Genomic DNA, 20,904 nt, shown 5'->3' with positions numbered 1-20,904 from the left:
ATCGACGGTAGAAGGGTGCGGTGCGGTCCGCAACCGTCACGAGGACTTGGCCACCTCACGCGCGATCTCGTCCTTGTCCATCTTCGAAGCGCCCGCCACACCCGCGTTGTGCGCCTGGGCCAGCAGTTCTCGTTTGGTGGCCTCACCGGGACGGTCGCCGAGATGCGAAGTCCGGCTGCTCACGAAAGCCTTCCCCAGCTCGCGCCTCCGCCCTTCGTCCAGTTCGCGCCGCATCTTCGGCAGGACGGTGGATTCCTCCTCCTTCACGTGATGCCGCACGGCCTCGACGAGGTCGGAGAGCACCTTGTCGAACTGCTTCGATTCGGGCTCGGTTTCGTTCAGCTCGGCGAGCAACTGCTCGGCTTCGGCGTGTTCCTTCTGACCGTGCGCGACGTCTTCGGCCTCGTCCGCTTCGCCCTTGGCGGCCGGGTACACCTCGGCCTCCTCCGCACGGCTGTGCGCGGTGAGCAGCGACGAAAGCACCGGGACGAGCAGCGGCCGTTTCTCCGGATGCCGCTCCAGTTCTCGGAAGAGCCGCTCCACCTCGCGATGGTCCTGCATGATCAAGTCAACGACGTCGCCGGCCACGGCCGCCTCCTCGGTTCGGGATCAACTCGACGTCCCCGGATACCCGGTCCGCGCGGATTCATCCGCCGAAACCGGGCTATCCTCGCGGCATGGCCTGCCGTATCACCGAACTCATCCTCGACTGCGCCGATCCGGTCAGGATGGCGGCCTTCTGGTGCGAAGTGCTCGGGTACGTCGAGATCGGCAAAGACGGCGAAGACATCGAGATCGGCCCGCCCGGCGTCGGCTTCGGCGGCCCGCAGCCCACGTTGATCCTGAGCCGCAGCGACGATCCGAAACCGGGCAAGCTCCCCTTGCACATCGACGTGAACCCCACCGACCGCGACCAGGAGGCGGAGCTGGAGCGGCTGCTCGCCGCCGGAGCACGGCCCGCCGACGTGGGCCAGACCGGGGAAGAGTCGTGGCACGTGCTCGCCGACCCCGAAGGAAACGTGTTCTGCCTTCTTCGCAAGCGGGTCGACCCGTAGAACTGTCCACACAGGACGTTCCGGCCGCCGGTTGGCCGACGGCGAAGGCGGGTATCCGGCGAAGGACACCGAACCCGACCGGGATGGTGAGCTGATGGCGGACGAAGCACTGTGGCAACGCGACAAGGACGAATTCGGCTCCGGCGAGTGCCCGCCGGCGGGCCCGCTGGCGGGCCAGTTCGTCGAACTCACGCGCCTGCTGCTGGCCGCTTCGACGCCTGCCCAGGTCCTCGAACAGATCGTCGCCGCCGCGTACCGGGTGGTCCCGGGCGCGGATCTGGTGTCGGTCACCCTCCGCGCCCCGGACGGGACCTTTCACACCCCGGTTTCGACCGGCGAGGTGGCACTGGAACTCGACGAGGTGCAGTACCGCGCCGGAACGGGGCCCTGCGTCGACGCGGCCGACAACGGCGGCCCCGGCTACATCCGCAGCGCGGATCTCAAAGCCGAAAAGAGATGGCCGGACTTCTCCGCGGCGGCCGTGCGGCACGGTTACACCGCGATCCTGTCCACCGTGCTGACGCCCGACGCGAGCCCGCCCAGGGTGCCCGGCGCGCTGAACATCTACAGCCGCCGCCCCGGCGCCCTCGGCCCGCCGGCCCAGGACTCCGCGCTCCTGCTGGCCACCCACGGCTCGCTCGCGCTGGCGAGCACCACCGCCGTGAGCCGGGCGGAGCTGGAGGCGGGCCATCTCCGGCGGGCCGTCGAATCGCGCGACGTCATCGGGCAGGCGAAAGGGATCCTCATGCAACGCCGCGGCCTGACCGCCGACGAGGCCTTCGACCTGCTGCGCCGGACCTCCCAGGACCTCAACGTCAAACTCGCCGAAGTCGCCCGGACGCTGGCTACCCGGCATGGGGAGCTCGACACCCCTTGAAGCGCAGCGCCGGGATTGCGGAAGCTGTCGTGCGCGGGCTGAAGGCTCCCTTCGTCGCGTCTGATGCGGCGAAGGGAGCCTTTGCCCCGAAGGGGACGCGACGGCGTCAGTCGAGGTCGAACCGGTCCAGTTCCATGACCTTGGTCCACGCCTTGGCGAAGTCCGCGGCGAACCGCTCGCGCGCGCTCTGGCCCGCGTAGACCTCGGACAGCGCCCTCAGCTGGGAGTTGGAGCCGAAGACGAGGTCGACCGCGGTGGCCGTCCACTTCACCGCGTCCGTGGCGGCGTCGCGGATCTCGTAAACGTTCTCCTCGGACTCCGACACCTTCCACCGGGTGCCCGGGGAGAGGAGGTTGGTGAAGAAGTCGTTGGTGAGCACGCCGGGCCGGTCGGTGAGGACGCCGTGCCGGGTGTCGCCGGCGGTGATCCCGAGCGACCGCAGGCCGCCGACGAGGACGGTCATCTCGGGCGCGGTCAGGTCGAGCATGTACGCGCGCTCGACGAGCAGGACCTCCGGCTGCAGTTTCTCCCCGGGGCGCAGGTGGTTGCGGAACCCGTCGGCACGCGGTTCGAGCAGCGCGAACGACTCGACGTCGGTGTCCTCCTGGGTGGCGTCGGTGCGGCCGGGGTGGAACGCCACGGTCACCTCGGTGCCGGCGTCGCGCGCGGCCTTCTCGACGGCGGCCGTGCCCGCCAGCACGATCAGGTCGGCCAGCGAGATCTTGGCGCCACCGGCTTCGTTGAACTCGCGCTGGATGCCTTCCAGGGTCTCCAGCACGCTCGCGAGCCGCTCCGGCTGGTTGACCTCCCAGTCACGCTGGGGCGCCAGCCGGATGCGGGCACCGTTGGCGCCGCCGCGCTTGTCGGTGGACCGGAAGCTCGCGGCGGACGCCCAAGCGGTACCGGCCAGTTCCGCGACCGTGAGCCCGGATTCGAGCACCTTCGCCTTGAGTGCGGCGATGTCGGCGTCCCCCACGAGCTCGTGGTCGACGTCCGGCACCGGGTCCTGCCACAGCTGCGGTTCGGGCACCCACGGCCCCAGGAAGCGGCTGACCGGGCCCATGTCGCGGTGCAGCAGCTTGTACCAGGCCTTGGCGAACGCGAGCGCGAAGTCGTCCGGGTTCTCCAGGAAGCGGCGCGAGATCTTTTCGTACTCCGGGTCGACGCGCAGCGCCAGATCCGTGGTGAGCATGGTCGGCTTGTGCTTCTTGGCCGGGTCGTGGGCGTCCGGGATGATCGCCTCGGCGTCCTTGGCGACGTATTGCTTGGCGCCGCCGGGGCTCGTGGTGAGCTCCCATTCGTAGCCGAAGAGGATCTCGAAGAACCGGTTGCTCCACTGCGTCGGCTTGTCGGTCCACGTCACCTCGAGACCGCTGGTGATCGCGTCGGCGCCCTTGCCGCTGCCGTGCGTGCTCAGCCAGCCGAGGCCCTGCGTCTCCAGCGGGGCGGCTTCGGGCTCCGGGCCGACGTGGTCGTCGGCGATACCGGCGCCGTGGGTCTTGCCGAAGGTGTGGCCCCCGGCGATGAGCGCGACGGTCTCCTCGTCGTTCATCGCCATCCGGGCGAAGGTCTCCCGGATGAAGTGCGCCGCCGCGGCCGGGTCCGCGTTGCCGCGGGGTCCCTCGGGATTGACGTAGATGAGGCCCATCTCGGTCGCACCGACGTCGGGGACCATCTCGGTGTCGCTCGCGTAGCGCTCGTCACCCAGCCAGGTGTCTTCCGGGCCCCAGAAGATCTCCTCGGGCTCCCAGGTGTCCACGCGGCCGAAACCGAAGCCGAACGTCTTGAACCCCATCGACTCCAGCGCGACGTTCCCGGCGAGCACGAGCAGATCGGCCCACGAGATCTGCTGGCCGTACTTCTCCTTGACCGGCCACAGCAGCCGCCGCGCCTTGTCGAGGTTGGCGTTGTCGGGCCAGCTGTTGAGCGGCGCGAACCGCTGCCCCCCGTCACCGGCCCCGCCACGGCCGTCGTGGATGCGGTAGGTGCCCGCGGCGTGCCAGCTCATCCGGATCATCAGGCCGCCGTAGTGGCCGAAGTCGGCGGGCCACCAGTCCTGCGAGGTGGTGAGCACCTCGGTGATGTCCTGTTTGAGGGCCTCGACGTCGAGCTTCGCGAACTCCTTGGCGTAGCTGAAGTCCGCGCCGAGCGGATTGGCCTTCGACGAGTGGACGTGCAGCACCGAGAGGTCGAGCTGGTTGGGCCACCAGTCCTTGTTGGTGCGCGGACGGCCGCCCGACTTCGGCGTCGGCGAGTCGATCGCCGGGTTCTCGCTCTCGCTACCGTGCGCGGTCACGGAGTCGTGGGCCACCGGGCAGCCCTTCTCCGGGTTGTCACTCATTTCTTTCCTTCCGGGCAGGCGAATTCATCGCTGGACAGGTTCGGCCGCGCAGCCGGGGCACAGGCCCCAGTAGACGACCTCCGCCTCGTCGATCACGAACCCGTGATCGCCCGAAGCGGTGAGACAAGGGGCGTGGCCGACGGCGCAATCGACGTCCGCGATCGCACCGCAGGAACGGCACACGACATGGTGGTGGTTGTCCCCCACCCGGGTCTCGTACCGGGCGAGCGCGCCGGCGGGCTGGATACGCCGGATCAGACCGGTTTCGGTGAGCGCCCGCAGCACGTCGTACACCGCCTGGTGGGAGACCGTGGGAAGTTCGGCCCGCACCAGCGTTATCACCGTTTCGGTGTCGACGTGCGGATTATCGCGCAGCGCCGCGAGCACGGCCAGCCGAGGCCGCGTCACGCGCAACGAAACCGCTCGCAGCTGTGCCTCGAAGTCGGACATCACCAAGGACGATAAGAGCGTCTTTGGAACGGGTCAAATCAAGTAACCACAGGAGTGACGCCGGTTTCGAACGGGACGGCGCCGGGTAGCCGTGGACCGAGCCATGACTTGCGTGAGGTGAGTTCATGACAACGACCGGCCGTATCGGTATCGCCGAAGTCGAACGTTTCGAAAACGCCGTCGACGTCCTCCGCGCACTGGACTACCGGCAGGGCGGTGCTTTTTCCCACGACGCGGTGCGAGTCGTGCGGTCGGTCAGCCTGCTGCTCGATTGGGGCGCGATACCCGGCGGGCTCCGGTCACGACTGCTGACCATGCTCGCCGATCTGCACAATCTGCTCGGCTGGACGGAATTCGACATCGGCCGCCGCGTCGCCGCGCGGCTCCGGTTCGACCGCGCGCTCGGTCTCGCCGCCGCGGCGGGCAACGACGGTCTCATGGCCAACATCTGTTACCGCCTCGGCAGGCTGGCGCTGCACCATGACGACGTCGAGGGCGGGCTGAACCATCTCCGCCATGGCCAAGCCGCCGCTCACCGCTCCGGTTCCCTTCGGGCACAGGCGATCCTGACGATCAACGAGGCGTGGGCGCTGGCCAAGGCAGGTGACGAGCGCGCCGCTCTCGGGAGCCTGGCGCGGGCGGAATGTCAGTTCGAACACGCGGACGACTGGGCGACGGCACGACCTTGGGAAGCCTTCTTCGGTACCACGGACATGGCCGCGATGCGCGGGACCGTCCTGACCGAATTGGCCGGGACGGTCGCCTCCCGGTACAGCGAAGAGGCGATCGCGCGACTACGCGACGCCGTCGACGGCTACGGCGCCGAAATGTCCCGCAGCCTCGCGCTCACCTTGATCATGCTCGCGCAGAACCACGCGCTCCAGGGCGATTTCGACGAAGCCGTCCACACCGGCACCAGGGCGATGGACCTCGCGCGCGGCCTCGGTTCCACCCGCACCAAGGACCGGCTCGCGCCGCTGGCGGCACTCCTGCGCGAACACGCGGACGATCCCGCCTCCCGCGACCTGCTCGCCCGGATCGACAGCTACCGCGCCGAACCGGCCCCTTGACCGGCGAACCGCCGCCCGAGCAGGACCGCGGTCGCCGCGAAGCCGAGGCACAGACCGGCCCAGACTCCCCAGCCGCCCCAAGCGAACACGTAGGCGCACAGGAACATGGCCGGCACGCCCACCGCCCAGTACCCCACGAGTGTGCAGCGGAGGCCGGAAACGGTGTCGCCGAGCCCGCGCAGCAAGCCGACGAGGATGTTCTGCGTTCCCTTGCTGTACTGCTGCGCGATGGCGAACACCAGCAGGGCCGACGCCGTGCCGAGCACCACCGTGTCGGCCTCGTCGTGCAGGAACGGCCACAACAGCGCCCGCGGCACCAGCAGGTACGCCAGGCTCACCACCGCCATCAAGGACCAGGAGAGGATGAACGCCTGGCGGGCGATCACCGGCGCCCGCCCTCGTTCGCCGTGGGCGACCGCACGACTGACCAAAATGGACGATCCTTGCGACAGCCCGATGTTGACCTGGTAGACGATGTAGGCGAGCTGGTTCGCGACATTCGACGCGGCGAGCATCGCCGGGCCGAAGGCACCCATCAGCATCGTCGCGATCGAGGTGATCGCCGCTTCCGACCCGTAGGTGAAACAGATCGGGGTCCCGTGCCGGACGATACGCCGGACCACCGCCGGATCCGCGCGCCACAGCGCGAGCGACACCATGGGGCGCAACAGCGGATCCCGCCGGAGGGCCGAGGCGAACACGGCGAGCGTGAAGAACTGGACCAGGGTCGTCGCCAAGCCGATTCCGGCGACTCCCAGCTCGGGCAGGCCCACCCAGCCGTAGATGAAGGCGGCGTTGAGGGCGGCGTTGACCGCGATCGACACCAGCGTCACGGCGAGAAGCGAACCCGGACGCCGCAGCCCGACGGCGAACTGGCGCACGACGTTGAGCCACACCATCGGGAAGAGCCCGCCCGCCAGCGCGAACATCATCGCACCGGCGAGCGCCACGATCTCCGGTTTCTGGCCGAGCAGGGGCAACGCGGCGGCAAGTCCACAAAGGACGGCCGCACCGATCGCCGCGGTCAGTGTCGCGACGAGCAGCGCCGACCGCAGGAGCGACCGGATCTCGTCCCGTGCGCGCTCGTCGAGTTCACCGGTGCCGGTGCGGAGTTCCCCGGCCCCGGCCGCCGTCGCCACGAGGTTCCCGACGCCGGTGACCATGCCGACGCACATGGTGCGGATCTGGTTGTAGAGCAGGATCGCCAGCCCGCCCGCCGCCACCGCGGTCACCCCGAGCAGCCCCAGCATGGCCAGGTCGACGCTGGTGAGCGCGACCTGCGCCAGCTGGATTCCCGCGATCGGCGCGGCCAGCGCGACGAGCGCCCGATAGCCGCGGGTCGTCACCGCCGTGCTCATCCGCCCACCGCCACCGGCGTCCGGCACACCGCCCGATCGCGCGTGGCGACCCGCACGGACTCGGCGTAGGCGGCGAACCAGCGGTCCATCCGGCGGTGGGCCGGTTCGTCGAGCACGCCCCTGGCGCGCAGCCATTCGTCGTCGTACACCGAATCGAGGTACTTCTCCCCCGCGTCGTTGCACAGCACCACGACGACACTGCCGGCCGGATACGCGTAGAGCCGCCGGAGCGCGACCTGGATCGCGCCGCCGGTGGTCCCGCCGACCAGCACGCCGGTGCGCCTGGCGACGACGCGGGCCCCGGCGAACGCGTCGCTGTCGGACACGCGATGGGCTTCGCCGATCACCGACCGGTCCACGTTGTCCCCGATCGGGAAACCGGCCGGGCTGCCCGCCCCGGTCTGGTGGTAGATCCCCGGCGCGCCGCCGAAGATGATCGAGCCGACGGGTTCGACCGCCACCGCGAGGGTGCCCGCTCCCGCCGCGCGCAGGGCGCGGGCCGTGCCGCACAGGGAACCGCCGGTGCCGATCGCCGCGACGAGCACGTCGACGTCGCCGAGCTGCCCGAGAAGTTCCCGCGCCAGCCCGGTGTAGCCGTTGCCGTTGCCCGGATGGTTGTGCTGATCGGGATGGTAGGCGCCGGTTTCCGCGGCGATCCGGGCCGCGACCCGCCGCCGCTGGACCGAACTGACGCCGCCGTCCGGCGGGCATTCGACGAACACCAGTTCCGCGCCGAGCGCGCGCAGCATCCGGAGCTTCTCGCGGGCCGCGTGGTGATCGACCACGGCGGTTAACCGGTAGCCGCGTTCCAGCGCGACCAGCGCGAGCCCGTTCCCGGTGTTACCGGAGGTGGGTTCGACGATATGCCCGCCCGGCCGCAGCCGTCCTTCGAGCTCCGCCTCGTCGATCATCTGCCTGGCCATGCGCACCTTGCACGAACCGGTGGGGTTGAGCTGGTCGAGTTTGAGCAGCAGGCGCGTCCCGGTGCCGGTGCGCGCGAGCTCCAGCAGCGGCGTGTTCCCGATCAGGTCGGACGCGCGCCGGACGATCGTCATCGGATCTCCTGGATCGGGTGGTCGGTGTCGACATGCCAGCGGTCGCCGTCGGCCACCACTTTCGGCGGTAACGGAAGCTGGTGGAAACCGCTTTCATTCTTGTCCATCTGGTAGCCGGCCGTGTTGGGGTACACGAGCAGGTCGCCGGTCCTCGGCCGCGCGGGCAGCTCCACCGCACGCCAGGTCAGCACGTCGTACTCCATACAGCTCGACCCCGCGACGATGGTGCGCACCGGCGTGCCGCCCGGCCCGTCCCGGCGCACGAGGAGCGGGTCGGGCAGGAACTCGCTGCCCTTCCACTGTTCGGACAGGCTCATCGACAGGCCGGCGACCGTGGTGATCAGGTGGTCGTCGGCCGGTTTGCAGCCCAGCACCGGGAACACCGAGAACCCGGCGCCGTCGACGAGGGCCCGGCCCGGTTCGAGCAGCAGCTCGATCCCGGCCGCGCGCAGGCGCTCCGCCAGTGACTTCCCGGCGATCTCGTGCCGGAGGATCGCGGTCACCATCGCGGCCCCGGTCGGCGCCTGGTGGTACGGGTACGTCCTGGCCGGATTGCGACCGGCGTGGAACCAGCCGTCGTGCCTGCCTGCCTCGAACCGCGCCCAGTCACCGGCGTCCACATAGGACACGGCGATCCCGCCGCCGGCGCTGATCTTCGACGCGGGATGCCCGAGCGCGCGGGCGTCGTGGCACAGCTCGATCAGGTACGCCGCGAGTTCCGCCCTCGGCACGGGGTCATAGCCGTCGAGGTGGAACGAGAAACCCCGCAGGACGACCGGGCCGCCGCACCGGCGCACGGCCGTTGCCAAGGCATCGGGCGCGAAACCGAACCGGCTCTCCGGCGCGGACGGCGGCCGCACCCGCAGCAGCACTTCGGCGGTCTCCCCGAGTTCGGCGGCCAGCCGGGCGACGCGTTCCAGCTCGTCGGCCGCGTCCACCGCGATGAGGCAGCGATGCCGCAGGGCGAGCCAGAGCAGGCCGTCGGGTTTGGCGGCGCCGGTGACCCCGATCGACTCGCCGCGCAGGCCGTTTCCGAGGGCGTGCACCAGTTCGGGCACGCTCGCGACGTCGACTCCCGCGCCGGGACGCGTGCACTCCCGCAGCCACGCCGCCGCCTTGTTCGCCTTCTTCCCGTAGTAGACGGTGCCCTCGACGCGTTCGGCGGCGAGCGCCGCGACCATCCCTGCGAGGTTTTCGGCGAAAGTGGCCGGATGGACCACGTGGAACGGGCCGCCGCCGACACCGCGGGCGATCTCCCACAGCGTCTCCGAGTCACGCAGCCGGCGCGCCCAAGGACGTTCGAGCGCGGGCAGGGGCGGGGACAGGGTGTCGATCAGGTCCACAGGGCCACCTCGCGGCCGCGGCCCGCGGCGATGGCGCGGGCCGCCAGCGCGTGCGCCACCGGGATGTCGGTGATGATCATGCCGCTGCTGAAGGCGAACACCCGGTCTTCGTCGCCGCGACGGCCGGGAGCCCGGCCCGCGAGGATCTCGGGGAGTTCGGCGTCGATCCGGAATACGCCGTCCGGACCCGCCATCCGCTGCCCGGTCACCTCGACCTGCGCGCCGCTGGTGGCCACGGTGTAGCCGGCCTCGGCGAGGGTGCCTTCCTGGACTCCCTTGCTGGCGACCGAGATCAGCAGCCCGCCCGGCGGCAGCCAGCCGAGGCGGATCTTCGGGTGGGCCGCCCGGCCCGACGCGGCGACCACGATGTCGGACTCGCGCGCCGCGGCCTCCACGTCGTCGACGAGTTCGACCTCGCGGTCCGGGAACCACTCCTTCACTGCGGCGACGCTGTCGCGAAGACCGTCGGGATGCGTGCCGAACAGCCGCAGCCGCTCCAGCTCCGGCAGCGCGGTGAGCAGGTACGGCAGCGTCCGGATCCCCTGCGCGCCGGTGCCGACCATGAGCGCGGATCGCGCGCCCGGACGGGCACACGAACGCGCGATCAGCGCGGTGCTCGCCGGCGTACGGGTGGCGCCGACGCGGTGGCAGTCCATGAGCGCGAACGGCAGGCCCGTGGTGTCGTCGTAAAGGGTGATCGTCGTGTAGTACTTCTCGGCCGACGTGCTGCCCTGGCGGTAGCTCGTCTTGAACGCGGCCTGTTCGAGGGAGCCGTCGTAGCCGAGCATCGAGTAGGCGACGGCGTCCCGCGCGGGATCCGGCATCGGCACCATCAGCTTCGCCGGGTTCCGCGAGGCTCCGGCCGCGTAGGCGAGGTAGCCGTCTTCGACCATCGTGATCGCCTCGCCCGGGGTGAGTTCGAGGCTGTGCAGATCCGAGCGCGTGAGAATGTGCAGCGAGGGACCGGAGCTCATGGACGATCGACCTTTCTTGTGGGAAGGTGGCGCGCCGCAGCTTAATGAAAATGATTGTCTTTATCAGTAACTGTGCTCCTTGTCACGCTAGGCTGGCGGCCGTGAGCGGACCCTGGAGCGCCGAGAAAAGCCGTGCGCGAGCGGAAGAAGTGCGGCATCTCAACGCGATCGGCCGGCTGGCGCCACCCGGCCGGGCGACGGCACCGACCGGCCCGCTCACCGGGATCCCGTTGGTGGTCAAGGACAACATCCACGTCGCCGGTATGCCGAGCACCGCGGGGACCCCGGCGCTGGCGGACCACGTTCCGCGTGAGCACGCGACCGTGGTCCGGCGGCTGACCGACGCGGGCGCCGTCGTCGTCGGCAAGGCGGCCATGCACGAACTCGCCCTCGGCATCACCTGCGACACGACCCCGCTCGGCCCGGTGCGCAACGCCCACGACCCGTCCCGGTTCGCCGGGGGCAGCAGCGGCGGGACCGCGGTCGCCGTCGCGGCGGGCATCGTGCCGGCCGGGCTGGGCACCGACACCGGCGGTTCGGCCCGCATTCCCGCCGCGCTCAACGGGGTTTGCGGTTTCCGGCCCACCACCGGCCGGTACCCGTCCGACGGTATGACGCCGTTGAGCGGCACGCGGGACACGGCCGGGCCGATCGCCCGCACGGTCGCCGATCTCGCGCTCCTCGACGCGGTCCTCGCGGCGGAAGAGCCCGCGCCCCTGACCGAGAGCCCGCCGATCCGGCTGGGTGTGCCGCACGGTTTCCTGACCGGCGACCTGTCCGAGGACGTCGAAGAACTCTGGACGGCCGCGCTCGCCCGCCTGGGCGCGGCAGGGGTCACCCTGGTGCCGCTGGACGACACGCCTCTCGCCGAACTCGTCGTCGATCAGGGAATGCCGCTGGTGATCCACGAAGCGGGCACCGGGCTCCGGTCCTACCTCGCCGAGTACGTACCCGAGGTCTCGTTCGAGCGGCTCGTTCGCGAGATCGCCGCGCCCGACGTCCGAAAGATCTTCACCGAGGCGGTCGTGCCGGGCGTCGAGTCGTCCGTCTACGAGGCGGCCCTCGCCACCCGATCAGCCTTGCACCGCGCCTACACGAAGATCTTCGACGAGAGCGGCATCGACGCGCTGGCCTTCCCCACCACACCGGCGACGGCCCGGGACTTCTCGGCCGTCGGGAGTTTCGTTCACCGCGGCCGCGACGTCCCGACCTTCCCCACCTTCATCCGCAACTGCCAGCCCGGCAGCATCGCGGGCTTCCCCGGCCTGACCGTCCCGATGGGGCGCGCGAGCGACGGGCTGCCCGCCGGGCTGGCCCTCGACGGTCTGGCCGGCGAAGACCGGAAGTTGCTGGCCGTCGGGGCTTTCGCCGAACGGGTTCTGCGCTGACCGAACTCCTGCACGCCCTGTCGCCCCCCGTGGGCCGTCGGCGATCGTGTCGCGAAAGCCACTTTCGGGACATCAGACGTCGCGAAAGTGGCTTTCGCGACTGGGCAGGCGAACGTCGATCACGGGTCAGGTCCGTGAAGGCCTCCTTGCCTACCCTGAAGGTAGGGAAGGAGGCCTTCACGGACACGATGATCGCCACACTCGCCCCAGGTACGCCAGCAGCCACAGCGGTCACAAGTGCCGCGCGTGAAGGCCCCCTTCACTCGGCTCAGCCGAGGAAACTCGACCTTCACACCTTCCCAAGTACATGAAGGCCCCTTCCTGTACCTAGGCGCAAGGAAGGAGGCCTTCATGTACTTCAGAGCCGGATGCTGGCCTGCAGGGCGTCGATGAGCGCGGCCGCGGCAGGCGGGTCGGGCGGATCCCCGTAGGTGGCGGCGTAGATCTGACGGGGGTCTTCGGCCAGTTCGGTGGCGTGGACGCCGGGCATCCGGTGGGCGCGCAGCGCCAGCCGGGGCAGCGTGGTGACCCCCATCCGGGCCGCGACCAGCGCCTGCATGACGACGATGTCGTCGCTGACCAGCGAGATACGCGGGGCGAACCCGGCCCGCCCGCAGATCGTGACGAGTTCGTCCTGGCAGCGGGCGCAGCCGCCGATCCAGGTCGAGTCACGATGATCGGCGATGGTCTGCCCCGGTTCGCTGGTGAGCAGGTAGATCGGGTCCTCCAGCAGATGCACGAGCCGGAGTCCCTGCTCCTCACGTGGCGTGTCCGCGTACCGGAAGATCAGGGCGACGTCGATCCGCCCCTCCCGCAGCATGCGCAGCGCCTCGCCCGGATGCTCGTCCACCAGCCCCAGTTCGAGTCCGGGATGCGCACGGGCCAGCGCGGCGGCCGCGCCGGGGACGATGGTGCTCAGGATCGACTGGAACCCCGCCATCCGGACCCGCCCGGCACGCAATCCCACCTGCGCCGCCAGCTCGGCCTCGGCGCCTTCGACCCGGCCGACGATCTCGGCCGCGCGGGCGGCGAGCAGTTCCCCTTCGGGAGTGAGCCGGATACCGCGGCCGATCCGCTGGACCAGCTTCGCGCCCGTCGCGGCCTCCAACCTCGCGAGATGGTGACTCACCGCCGGTTGCGTGTAGTGCAGTTCCTTCGCCGCCGCGGTCATCGAACCATGGCGGGCGACAGCCGCCAGCACCGTGAGCTGCACCAGATTCAGCATGGATAAAGAATATCCATATGAAGGAAAGAATGTCGTCATTGGACGACGGCCGGACAACGGGCCACGATGAGAAGCGACGAGAAGGAGGAGAACACAAATGACCGTCACCACCCTCAGACCCGGCCTCCCCGAGCTGATAAAACGTCTAAGCCAATGCACCGGGAGGCCGTCCGAACCCCTTGTCACCGCACAGGCCGCGGCGACCGTTCTCACCGAACTCCGGCCGACTCCACAACTGCTCACCGCGGCGGAACGCACCGGCTCCCCCGAGGGATACACCCGCACCACACTGCACGCCGAGTCCGCCTTCTCGATCGTCGCACTGGTCTGGCGGCCCGGCCAGCTCACCGAGATCCACGATCACCTGGTTTGGTGTACATACCTTGTCCTGCAAGGAACCGAGACCGAGACCATCTTCGACATCGACGGCGACCGGCTGGTGCGGAAGGCCCAGCGGCAACGCCCGGCGGGATCGGTGAGCGGCGTCGCGCCGCCCGACGACATCCACCAGGTGCACAACGCGGGCGACACCATCGCCATCACCTTGCACGTGTACGGCGCCGACCTCAGCAAGGGAACCAGTGTGCGCCGCAATTACCGGATGCGCGCCACCGCGCGGTAAAAGGCGCAATAGGTGGGTCCATTTCGCCTAGCGCGCCCGGCACCGATATCATCGCGCAATTCCCGGCATCGCGAATTGGCATACCCCGCCGACGGCTCTATCCGGCGTTTTAGCGCCGCATGCCGATGGTTCCGGGAGCGGTCTCGACGAACCCGTGGCGCCGGTAAAGCCGCCATCCGGGCGGATCACCGAGCAGATTGACGTACGCGCCCGGCGCCGCGGCGTCGATCGCGGCGAGAAGGGCCTCAAGGACGGCGTCCCCGATGCCGCGGCGCTGATGGGCGGGCAGCACGGCCATGTCGACGATGTGGAAGTACCACCCGCCGTCGCTGATCACCCGGCCCATCCCCACGGTCTCACCGGTGGGCCGGTGGATCACCAGTACCGACGCCCAAGCTCCGCCGACCCCGCGCTCCGCCTGCTCCTTGGGCGGTTCACTGAGGCCCGCCTCGCGACGCAACCGCAGGTAGTCGTCGACCGACGGGGAACCTGCTTCCAGGCGGTAAGAGTCGTCCATGACGGGCTTGCCCTTTCTCTCGCACCAACGGCCTACAGCGTCTCACCGGCCCTTGGCCACACCGATCCGGTCGAGGTCCATGACCGCCCCGAGAGCTCCCGTCAACGCGCCGACGCACATGTCACGAAGGACGGCACGAGAGAACGCCTGGTTCACCAGCCAGTCCACGCAGAGGGCCCGGACGAACACCAGCCAGCTCAGCAATACGGCCGACACCGGGCCCCTCAAGTCGTCTTCCAATCCGGCGGCGTCGAGCAGACGCCGTCGCAGCACGGCCAGTTCGTCGTCGATGACGGCTTGGATCATCGGGTCGCCCGCGAGTGTCCTGTTCGCGGCGAGCACGGTGTTCCTGTTCGCGACGAAGTAGTCGATGTGCGCGTCGAGACCGACGGTCACCTGCTCGAGGACGGGGACGTCCGGGTCGAGCTCCGTTTCCGCCAGCAGCCGGTCCGCGGCCTGCCGGTAGACCGCGGCGAACAGGTCGCGTTTGCCCGGGAAATGACGGTAGAGCAGTGCGCGCGAGATGCCGGCCCGCTCCGCGACCTCCTCCATGAACACCTCGTCGTACGCCTTCGCGGCGAACAACCGCGCACCGGCGTCCAGCAGCTGATCGCGGCGCTCGGCGGGGGCGAGCCGATGACGAGTGGCCATGCCGCCACCCTACTTGACAGGTGTCTACCAACGGTCCTACCCTCCCGCTAGTAGACACGTGTCTACCAACGCGACGGGGGTCCGGACATGGCCAGGCTGCTCAAGGCGCTCATGCTGATCATGGGGATCGCCTGCGTGGCGATCGGCGTCTTCCACTTCGCCCTCGGCGTCGATTCCGTACCCGGCGAGGCTTCGGCCGGGCCGACCGTGGACAGCCGGGAGCGCTACTACGGCGCGATCTTCCTCGGCTACGGCCTCGCCTGGATCTGGGCGGCCCGCCGGTCACCGATCTCGCCGACGGCCGTCCGGTGGCTCGCCGGCGTCTTCCTGCTCGGCGGCGCCGGCCGGCTCCTGTCACTGGCCGTCCACGGGGAGCCGCACTGGTTCCAGATCGCGCTGACGGTCATCGAACTTGCCCTGCCGCCGCTGTATTTCGTGCTCGCGACCGCCGACGAGAAGGCCTCCGCGCGAACGAACGAGATCAAGGCGAGTCCGGGCGTGTGAGCAGTTCGCGGGAGAGCGCTTCACCCCACCACTGTTCGACCCGGTCGGGCGTCCAGGCCCGCTCGACGGTGAGCGTGGTGTAGACGTCGATGTTGCACAAGGCCGCATAGCTGTCGACGGCACCGGGAATGTCCAGCCCCTGACGCAGGACTCCTCCCGGCCACGAGGAAAACACCTGACGACGGATGCCGTCGGCCTCCCGCCGGGCCTGCCGATAGACGCCGTCGAGATCGGGCTCGGTGCGCCCGGCTTCGCGCACCAGCAGGATGAGATCCCCCGCTCGCTCGAACAAGCGGCGGTCGTAGGCGGCCATCGCCGCCAGCTGCCGCGCGGGAGCAGGCTCGCGATCCAGCTCGGCCAGCATCCGCGGTGGATCCGCGGACAGGTCCGCCGCGTCCGCCAGCGCCCAGACGAGCCCCGTCTTGTTCTGGTAGGCCGCGTAAACGGTGGGCACCGAGACACCCGCCTCCCTGGCGACGTCTCGCACAGTGGTCGCCGCCCAGCCCTGGGAGACGAACAACCTGCGGGCGGCGTCGGCGATCTCGGCCCGGGTCCGGTTCGCCTGCGCCAGCCGGCGCGGCGAGTCGTACGAACGCGCCTCCGACCGCTCTTCCATGTTTGCCTCCAGCCTTCCGCATGCTGTATTGAATATAACATGCGTAAACCAAATATCGGGGGTCCGTCATGAGCTTCACCGGCATCGCCGGACTCGGAGGGCTCGGGTTCGTACTGGTGGCGATCACGGTCAACGTCGTCTACGTCCGCGCCCGGCTCCCGCTTCCGGTGTCGGACAAGGACCTTGAGGCGATCACGGACGACTTCGCCGCCGTCGGCGACGCGCTGAAGCGCCCGTCTGTGATCGTCCCGGCGTCGTGGCTGTGCGCCACGGTCTTCGCCGCGGGCCTGCTCTCCGAGCTGTGGAGCGGCGGATCCGGGCCGGGCGCGTGGGCTCTGGTCGGCTTCGCCGGGGTGCTCCTGCAGAACGCCACTTTCACCTGCGTGGAGGCGCTGCGGTTCGGCATGGCCGCGGCCGCCGCCCGCGATCGCGGCTCGGTCGCCGGGCTGTGGGGACTGAGCAACGTCCTGTTCGGGTTCAACCAGGTCTTCCTGGCGATCGCACTGCTGGGTTTCACCGCCGCCGGCTCGACCGCGGGCCTCTTCCCCACCTGGCAGACCTGGCTCGGATACGGCAGCGCCGCGCTGCTGTTCGCCGCCTCGTCCGCCGCCCCCTACAACGTCGGCGGCACGAACCGGTTCGCGCCGGTAGGCCTGATCGGCTGGCTCGGCTGGATCATCTGGATCGTCAGCGGCAGCGTCACCCTGATCCGGCTCTGAACGCCTCGACGGCACCGACGAAAGGAGGCCCACCTCGTGGCCACCATGGAAATCACCCGCCTGCACCACGTCGGCCACGTCGTCCGCGACCTGCCCGCCGCACTCGACCTCTACCGGCGCCTGGGTTTCGCCGTACCGGCGCCTGCCTATCCCGCGATGCCTCCACGGGAAGGCGCCGAGCCCGAGCCGTTCGGCGCGGCCAACACCCACGCCGACTTCGCGTACGACTTCCTCGAACTGGCCACCGTCGTCCCCGCGGACGGTCGTGCCCCGGCCGGCGCGCGGATCGTCCCGCTGCAGGCCCCGCCCGACGTGTTACCGACGCTGCTGGAGCGGATCCACGCCACCGCGGCGAAGCTGACCGAATGCCTGAACCGCTTCGAGGGCTTGCACATCCTGATGTTCTCCTCCGCGGACATCGACGCGACGGCCGCGCGATTGACCACCGCCGAAGTGCGGCACGGCGGAGTGAACACGGTGCGGCGTCCGGCGGGCGCCGGGATCGAGACCGTCCGCTACCTCGAGATCGAGGGCGAAGGACCGGGCGTGGCGGCGGAAGGCAGAGTGGGCGTCGTCGCGGACCTGGACCCGGCGATCCAGGCCACCCGGCGGATCGATCACCCCAACGGAGCCGTCGGCCTCGTCGACGCCACGATCTGTACCCCCGACACCGAACTGGACGCCGTCCGCGCACGATACGAGCGATACCTCAGCCGGACGCCCAGGACAGCAGGCCCCGCCCTGGTCTTCCAGCTCGGCGACGCGTCACTCACGCTGGTGCCCGCCTCCGGCCTCGACACCCTGTTCCCCGGCGAGCGACCTCCCGCATCGCCCGCGCTCGTCGCGTGCACGGTCGCCGTCCACGACCTGGACGCGACGAAGAATTTGGTGCAGGATGGCGGCTTCGCGCTGCACCGGACGCCGCGCGGAGACGTCTTCGTGCCCGCTTCCGCCGCCCTCGGTGCGGCTATCGCCTTTCGGCAGGCGAGCCGTCATCCCCACGATCTCGCCGGTCGAGCCCGCGTTCCGCACACTTCGTCCGAAGTGGACTGACCGCACCGCCTTCCGGAAGACCACAGTGGACATACGGCGATCGCCATATCATCTGAGCGGGTCCGAAGAAAGGACCCGGCCCCGTCGGATCATCCTTCTCCGTGAGTGGCTCGGCAACACAACGAGGTTCGGCTTTCCACGTGTCCGGTGCGGCGCGTTGGGAATCTGTATCCCCGTTCCGCCGTCCGGCCCAAATACGGCTACCCGCGTGGCGGCTTTTCACCCTTGTCACCCGATTGCTGGTCCTCACCCGCGCGGATAAGCGAGAAGATCAATGCCGGACCGCGACGAAAGAGGATTCGGCCAATAATGAGTACCGACGTCGCCGCGACGGTCGGTTCGACGGATCGCCCGAGCGAGCGAACCTGTTCTCGGCGAATGCGAGCGCCGCCCGGCCAGGGGCCGACCATACGGCCCGGGCCACACCGGGCGCCCGTCGATACCCCAAGGGGAACCATGAACCGCGTCACCACGCTCGTAGTAGACGATCAGCCCCTCATCAGATATGCGCTCAGCAGGCTGTTGCGGGATTCGGCTGGAGTGGAGGCGGTGACCGAAGCCGCGAGCGAACCGGAAGCTTTGTGGCAGTGCGAAAAAAGCCACCCCGACATGGTCATCACCGAGCTTTCGATCTGGGGTGAGCCCGCCGGGACCGCGATCTGCCGGTTCGTGAAGGAACAGTTCGAAGATGCGACCGTCCTGGTCTTCGCCGGTGATTCGTCGCCCTCCGCCATCGCCATGGCGCTGAACGCGGGCGCGGACAGCTTCGTGCACAAGTCGGCCAGCGGCGGGCAGGTGATGTCGGCGGTGCGCTCCACCCTCGCCGGCCAGCGGGTATGCCTGCAGGCAGGCGGAAACCCGCCGCCGGTCACCGAGGCCGTGCGCTACGCGAGCGCGATGACCAGGCGGGAGGAGGAGATCCTCGCGCTCATCCTCTACCGCTGGTCGAACGACGAGATCGCCGAAGAACTGCATCTCGCGACGCAGACCGTGAAGAACTACGTCAGCCGGATCCTGCAGAAGCTGGGCTTCGGCAGCAGGCGTGACCTGTTCCGGACCCTGCGGTTCCGGCCGGGCGGCAACCCCCTACCGCGGCTGGAGACGACGCCGTGCGAAGGCGAGTTGCACACCGTGGATGGGCTGGCCGGGCATCGGGGCTAGACCGGCCGGGTGAGCGATGTACCGGAAGTACCGAGACCGGATGAGGTTCGGTACCCGCCGTATCCTGTGGCACCGAGATCGGTTTTCTAGCGTTGCTGTCATGACGAAGCCAGGTTCCCTGCTGCTGCTCCTCGCGCTCGCCGGAACCCCCGCCCCGGACACCGTGCGGGCTTCGTCGGTCAAGATCCACGAGGTGCTCGGCGGCCCGGCAGGTTACATCGATCTGCACAACACCGGCGCCACCACCCTCGACATCGGTGGCTGGTCCGTTCAGGCGTGCACGGGCGGAGCCGCGCCCGTCGAGCTGGCCACCATGCCCGCCGGAAGCGAGATCCCCGCCGGTGACCACTTCCTCATCACCGCGCAGGGTTTCGGCGGGAGCGTGCAGCAGCTGGTCGTCGAGGCGATCGTCGGGGACGGCGAGACATTGCTGGACCGGCGCGGGGCCAGGATCGACAGCGTCGGATGGACGCCGTCGTCGCCCTGCCGCGAGAACCAGGCCGCCGTCGCCTGTCCTGGGCTCGCCCAGGCGAGGGACGCCCTCAGCCGCGACACCGACAACAACAAGGCCGATTTCGGCTGCGTACGACCACTTGACTGAAAGCGCTCCGCCAGAACGAGAAAGGTGCGGTCGTGGCCGCGAACAGCGAACGCGGGGACGCGACCCCGCTGTGCGAACTGCTCGCCGAACAACGAATCGCGAAAGGATGGTCACAAGGTGACCTGGTCGTGAAGTTGCACACCCTCTCCGGTAACGACAGCGTGACCCGAGAAGAGATTTCCCGGTGGGAGCGAGGAAAACGAATTCCCGGTCCGTACTGGCGGCAGTGGCTCAGCGATGTGCTGGACACGTCCAGCCGGGACCTCGAACTCGCCGCCGCGGTCGCGAGAAGACGCCGCCGGACAATTCCCGTGTGACGGGAAAGTACCGGAAAATTGGCCCCTTCCCGGCGGCACCCGAATCTCGGATGATTGTTCTGTCGGCACCGGAGGAAAGAATTCCGGCCCGACGGAACAAAACCCCCGGAAACCAAGTTGAAAGGAATTTCCCGTGCGACGAATTCTGGGCGCTTCGGCGGTATTCGCAATCCTGGCGATGGGTATGGCCGGTGGTGTCGCGAACGCGGCAGGCGACAGCGAGGGCGCCGAGGCCGCCCCGCTCGTCTCGTCCACCGTGGTCGTCAACGAGGTTTCGACCCGCGGCGTGAACGGTCTGCTCGACGAGTACATCGAGCTGCGCAACGTCTCGAACCAGCCGCAGGACATCAGCGGCTACGTGATCCGCATCTACTCGCCGACGAACGTCGTGACCGACACGATCGTCCTGCCGGCGGGCACGATCCTGCAGCCGAAGGGCAACACCGGCCAGTACGCGGTGCTGGTCGGACAGAACTTCTCCGGCAACGTCGTGGACCAGACCTACGTCATCCCGTTCACGCTGGCCGGCGCCGAGGGCATCCCGACCGCCGGTGGTCTCTCGTTGCAGAACATGGCGAGCGCGAAGATCGATGGTGTCGCCTTCAGCAACGCGGTCGTGACCCCGCGTGAAGGCCAGGCCGCGATTCCGGAGAACGCCGTCACCGATCAGCTCAACGCGGCGAACACCCGCAACATCCTGAGCACCGACACCGACAACAACCGGCAGGACTTCTCGCTCCAGCTGCGCACTCCGGGTCTGTAAGTCTCGTAGGACGGACCCATCTCGACCGGGCCCGGGCCGCCGTCGGCGGTCCGGGCCCTTCCACGACGGTATGGCGGTATCTCGCCAACGGCGACATACCGCCAACGATAATTGTGTTCATCCGGCAACTCCTGCCTCATCCTCGGGAAACTCCATCTTCGCGGCGGCCGTGTCCACGGCCGCTTCTCACTATCCGAGGAGAGTGAGGCTCGATGTTCCCCCGTTCCCCTCATCTGACGAGACA

The 20,904-nt window shown here is 69.3% G+C and carries 23 protein-coding genes; 12 read left to right on the top strand and 11 right to left on the bottom strand.

The window, feature by feature from the left end:
* Window positions 1-36: 36 nt before the first annotated feature.
* Complete coding sequence (locus ACIBTM_RS29855; RefSeq protein ID WP_395880474.1) at window positions 37-588, bottom strand: hemerythrin domain-containing protein; 552 nt, start codon at window positions 586-588, stop codon at window positions 37-39.
* An 89-nt stretch (window positions 589-677) separates the two neighbouring features.
* On the opposite strand from ACIBTM_RS29855, the gene ACIBTM_RS29850 reads away from it, so the two are divergent.
* Window positions 678-1,055 carry a VOC family protein gene (locus ACIBTM_RS29850; RefSeq protein WP_395880473.1) on the top strand — a complete coding sequence of 126 codons (378 nt, stop codon included), beginning with the start codon at window positions 678-680 and terminating at the stop codon, window positions 1,053-1,055.
* Window positions 1,056-1,149: 94 nt separating this feature from the next.
* Complete coding sequence (locus ACIBTM_RS29845; protein ID WP_395880684.1) at window positions 1,150-1,932, top strand: ANTAR domain-containing protein; 783 nt, start codon at window positions 1,150-1,152, stop codon at window positions 1,930-1,932.
* 106 nt (window positions 1,933-2,038) lie between these two features.
* Here ACIBTM_RS29845 and katG read toward each other — a convergent pair whose 3' ends face one another.
* The gene (gene katG / locus ACIBTM_RS29840) at window positions 2,039-4,273 is read right to left on the bottom strand and encodes a catalase/peroxidase HPI (protein ID WP_395880472.1); all 2,235 of its coding nucleotides are present in this window, start codon (window positions 4,271-4,273) and stop codon (window positions 2,039-2,041) included.
* 24 nt (window positions 4,274-4,297) lie between these two features.
* Window positions 4,298-4,723, bottom strand: coding sequence for a Fur family transcriptional regulator (locus tag ACIBTM_RS29835; protein ID WP_395880471.1), 426 nt, complete (start codon window positions 4,721-4,723; stop codon window positions 4,298-4,300).
* 125 nt (window positions 4,724-4,848) lie between these two features.
* On the opposite strand from ACIBTM_RS29835, the gene ACIBTM_RS29830 reads away from it, so the two are divergent.
* Window positions 4,849-5,793: a hypothetical protein gene (locus ACIBTM_RS29830; RefSeq protein WP_395880470.1), complete on the top strand. Its 945-nt coding sequence runs from the start codon at window positions 4,849-4,851 to the stop codon at window positions 5,791-5,793.
* On the opposite strand, the gene ACIBTM_RS29825 is transcribed toward ACIBTM_RS29830, so the two are convergent.
* Genes ACIBTM_RS29825 through ACIBTM_RS29810 form a run of 4 tightly spaced genes read right to left on the bottom strand, consistent with a single transcriptional unit; the run spans window position 5,769 to window position 10,523 of the window.
* Window positions 5,769-7,151: an MATE family efflux transporter gene (locus ACIBTM_RS29825; protein ID WP_395880469.1), complete on the bottom strand. Its 1,383-nt coding sequence runs from the start codon at window positions 7,149-7,151 to the stop codon at window positions 5,769-5,771. The two genes, ACIBTM_RS29830 and ACIBTM_RS29825, sit on opposite strands and share 25 nt — an antisense overlap.
* A complete protein-coding gene (locus ACIBTM_RS29820; protein WP_395880468.1) occupies window positions 7,148-8,206 on the bottom strand; it encodes a PLP-dependent cysteine synthase family protein in 1,059 nt (352 codons plus the stop codon). The genes ACIBTM_RS29825 and ACIBTM_RS29820 overlap by 4 nt, the downstream gene beginning before the upstream one ends.
* Window positions 8,203-9,549 (bottom strand): Y4yA family PLP-dependent enzyme, encoded by a 1,347-nt coding sequence (locus ACIBTM_RS29815; RefSeq protein WP_395880467.1) that lies wholly within the window; start codon window positions 9,547-9,549, stop codon window positions 8,203-8,205. Before ACIBTM_RS29815 ends, ACIBTM_RS29820 begins: the two co-directional genes overlap by 4 nt.
* The gene (locus ACIBTM_RS29810) at window positions 9,540-10,523 is read right to left on the bottom strand and encodes an ornithine cyclodeaminase (RefSeq protein ID WP_395880466.1); all 984 of its coding nucleotides are present in this window, start codon (window positions 10,521-10,523) and stop codon (window positions 9,540-9,542) included. The genes ACIBTM_RS29815 and ACIBTM_RS29810 overlap by 10 nt, the downstream gene beginning before the upstream one ends.
* 101 nt (window positions 10,524-10,624) lie before the next feature.
* On the opposite strand from ACIBTM_RS29810, the gene ACIBTM_RS29805 reads away from it, so the two are divergent.
* The gene (locus ACIBTM_RS29805; RefSeq protein WP_395880465.1) at window positions 10,625-11,911 is read left to right on the top strand and encodes an amidase family protein; all 1,287 of its coding nucleotides are present in this window, start codon (window positions 10,625-10,627) and stop codon (window positions 11,909-11,911) included.
* Between the two features lie 358 nt (window positions 11,912-12,269).
* On the opposite strand, the gene ACIBTM_RS29800 is transcribed toward ACIBTM_RS29805, so the two are convergent.
* Complete coding sequence (locus ACIBTM_RS29800; protein WP_395880464.1) at window positions 12,270-13,136, bottom strand: LysR family transcriptional regulator; 867 nt, start codon at window positions 13,134-13,136, stop codon at window positions 12,270-12,272.
* Window positions 13,137-13,233: 97 nt separating this feature from the next.
* Here ACIBTM_RS29800 and ACIBTM_RS29795 point away from each other — a divergent pair, with 97 nt between their 5' ends.
* Entirely contained in the window at window positions 13,234-13,758 is a 525-nt protein-coding gene (locus tag ACIBTM_RS29795; RefSeq protein WP_395880462.1) for a cysteine dioxygenase, read from the top strand.
* A 109-nt stretch (window positions 13,759-13,867) separates the two neighbouring features.
* On the opposite strand, the gene ACIBTM_RS29790 is transcribed toward ACIBTM_RS29795, so the two are convergent.
* Window positions 13,868-14,275, bottom strand: a complete 408-nt coding sequence (locus ACIBTM_RS29790; RefSeq protein ID WP_395880461.1) for a GNAT family N-acetyltransferase — start codon at window positions 14,273-14,275, stop codon at window positions 13,868-13,870.
* A 42-nt stretch (window positions 14,276-14,317) separates the two neighbouring features.
* Window positions 14,318-14,926 (bottom strand): TetR/AcrR family transcriptional regulator, encoded by a 609-nt coding sequence (locus ACIBTM_RS29785; protein WP_395880460.1) that lies wholly within the window; start codon window positions 14,924-14,926, stop codon window positions 14,318-14,320.
* Window positions 14,927-15,013: 87 nt separating this feature from the next.
* Between ACIBTM_RS29785 and ACIBTM_RS29780 the strand changes: the two genes are divergently transcribed.
* Complete coding sequence (locus ACIBTM_RS29780) at window positions 15,014-15,430, top strand: DUF4345 domain-containing protein (RefSeq protein ID WP_395880459.1); 417 nt, start codon at window positions 15,014-15,016, stop codon at window positions 15,428-15,430.
* Here the strand turns inward: ACIBTM_RS29780 and ACIBTM_RS29775 are convergent.
* Window positions 15,408-16,046 carry a TetR/AcrR family transcriptional regulator gene (locus ACIBTM_RS29775; RefSeq protein ID WP_395880458.1) on the bottom strand — a complete coding sequence of 213 codons (639 nt, stop codon included), beginning with the start codon at window positions 16,044-16,046 and terminating at the stop codon, window positions 15,408-15,410. The two genes, ACIBTM_RS29780 and ACIBTM_RS29775, sit on opposite strands and share 23 nt — an antisense overlap.
* A 68-nt stretch (window positions 16,047-16,114) precedes the next feature.
* On the opposite strand from ACIBTM_RS29775, the gene ACIBTM_RS29770 reads away from it, so the two are divergent.
* From ACIBTM_RS29770 to ACIBTM_RS29745, 6 genes are all read left to right on the top strand, one after another.
* Window positions 16,115-16,765 (top strand): hypothetical protein, encoded by a 651-nt coding sequence (locus ACIBTM_RS29770; protein WP_395880457.1) that lies wholly within the window; start codon window positions 16,115-16,117, stop codon window positions 16,763-16,765.
* Between the two features lie 45 nt (window positions 16,766-16,810).
* A complete protein-coding gene (locus tag ACIBTM_RS29765; RefSeq protein WP_395880682.1) occupies window positions 16,811-17,818 on the top strand; it encodes a VOC family protein in 1,008 nt (335 codons plus the stop codon).
* Between the two features lie 456 nt (window positions 17,819-18,274).
* Complete coding sequence (locus ACIBTM_RS29760) at window positions 18,275-18,979, top strand: response regulator (protein WP_395880456.1); 705 nt, start codon at window positions 18,275-18,277, stop codon at window positions 18,977-18,979.
* A 100-nt stretch (window positions 18,980-19,079) separates the two neighbouring features.
* Window positions 19,080-19,580: a lamin tail domain-containing protein gene (locus ACIBTM_RS29755; protein ID WP_395880455.1), complete on the top strand. Its 501-nt coding sequence runs from the start codon at window positions 19,080-19,082 to the stop codon at window positions 19,578-19,580.
* Between the two features lie 32 nt (window positions 19,581-19,612).
* Complete coding sequence (locus tag ACIBTM_RS29750) at window positions 19,613-19,897, top strand: multiprotein-bridging factor 1 family protein (RefSeq protein WP_395880454.1); 285 nt, start codon at window positions 19,613-19,615, stop codon at window positions 19,895-19,897.
* A 133-nt stretch (window positions 19,898-20,030) separates the two neighbouring features.
* On the top strand, window positions 20,031-20,660 hold the full coding sequence (locus ACIBTM_RS29745; protein ID WP_395880453.1) for a lamin tail domain-containing protein: 630 nt from the start codon (window positions 20,031-20,033) through the stop codon (window positions 20,658-20,660).
* Window positions 20,661-20,904: the final 244 nt, after the last annotated feature.

Origin of the sequence: Amycolatopsis sp. NPDC049868 (genome assembly GCF_044461365.1) — a bacterium.
Classification (GTDB): Bacteria; Actinomycetota; Actinomycetes; order Mycobacteriales; family Pseudonocardiaceae; genus Amycolatopsis.
This window is presented reverse-complemented; position numbering and strand designations above follow the sequence as displayed.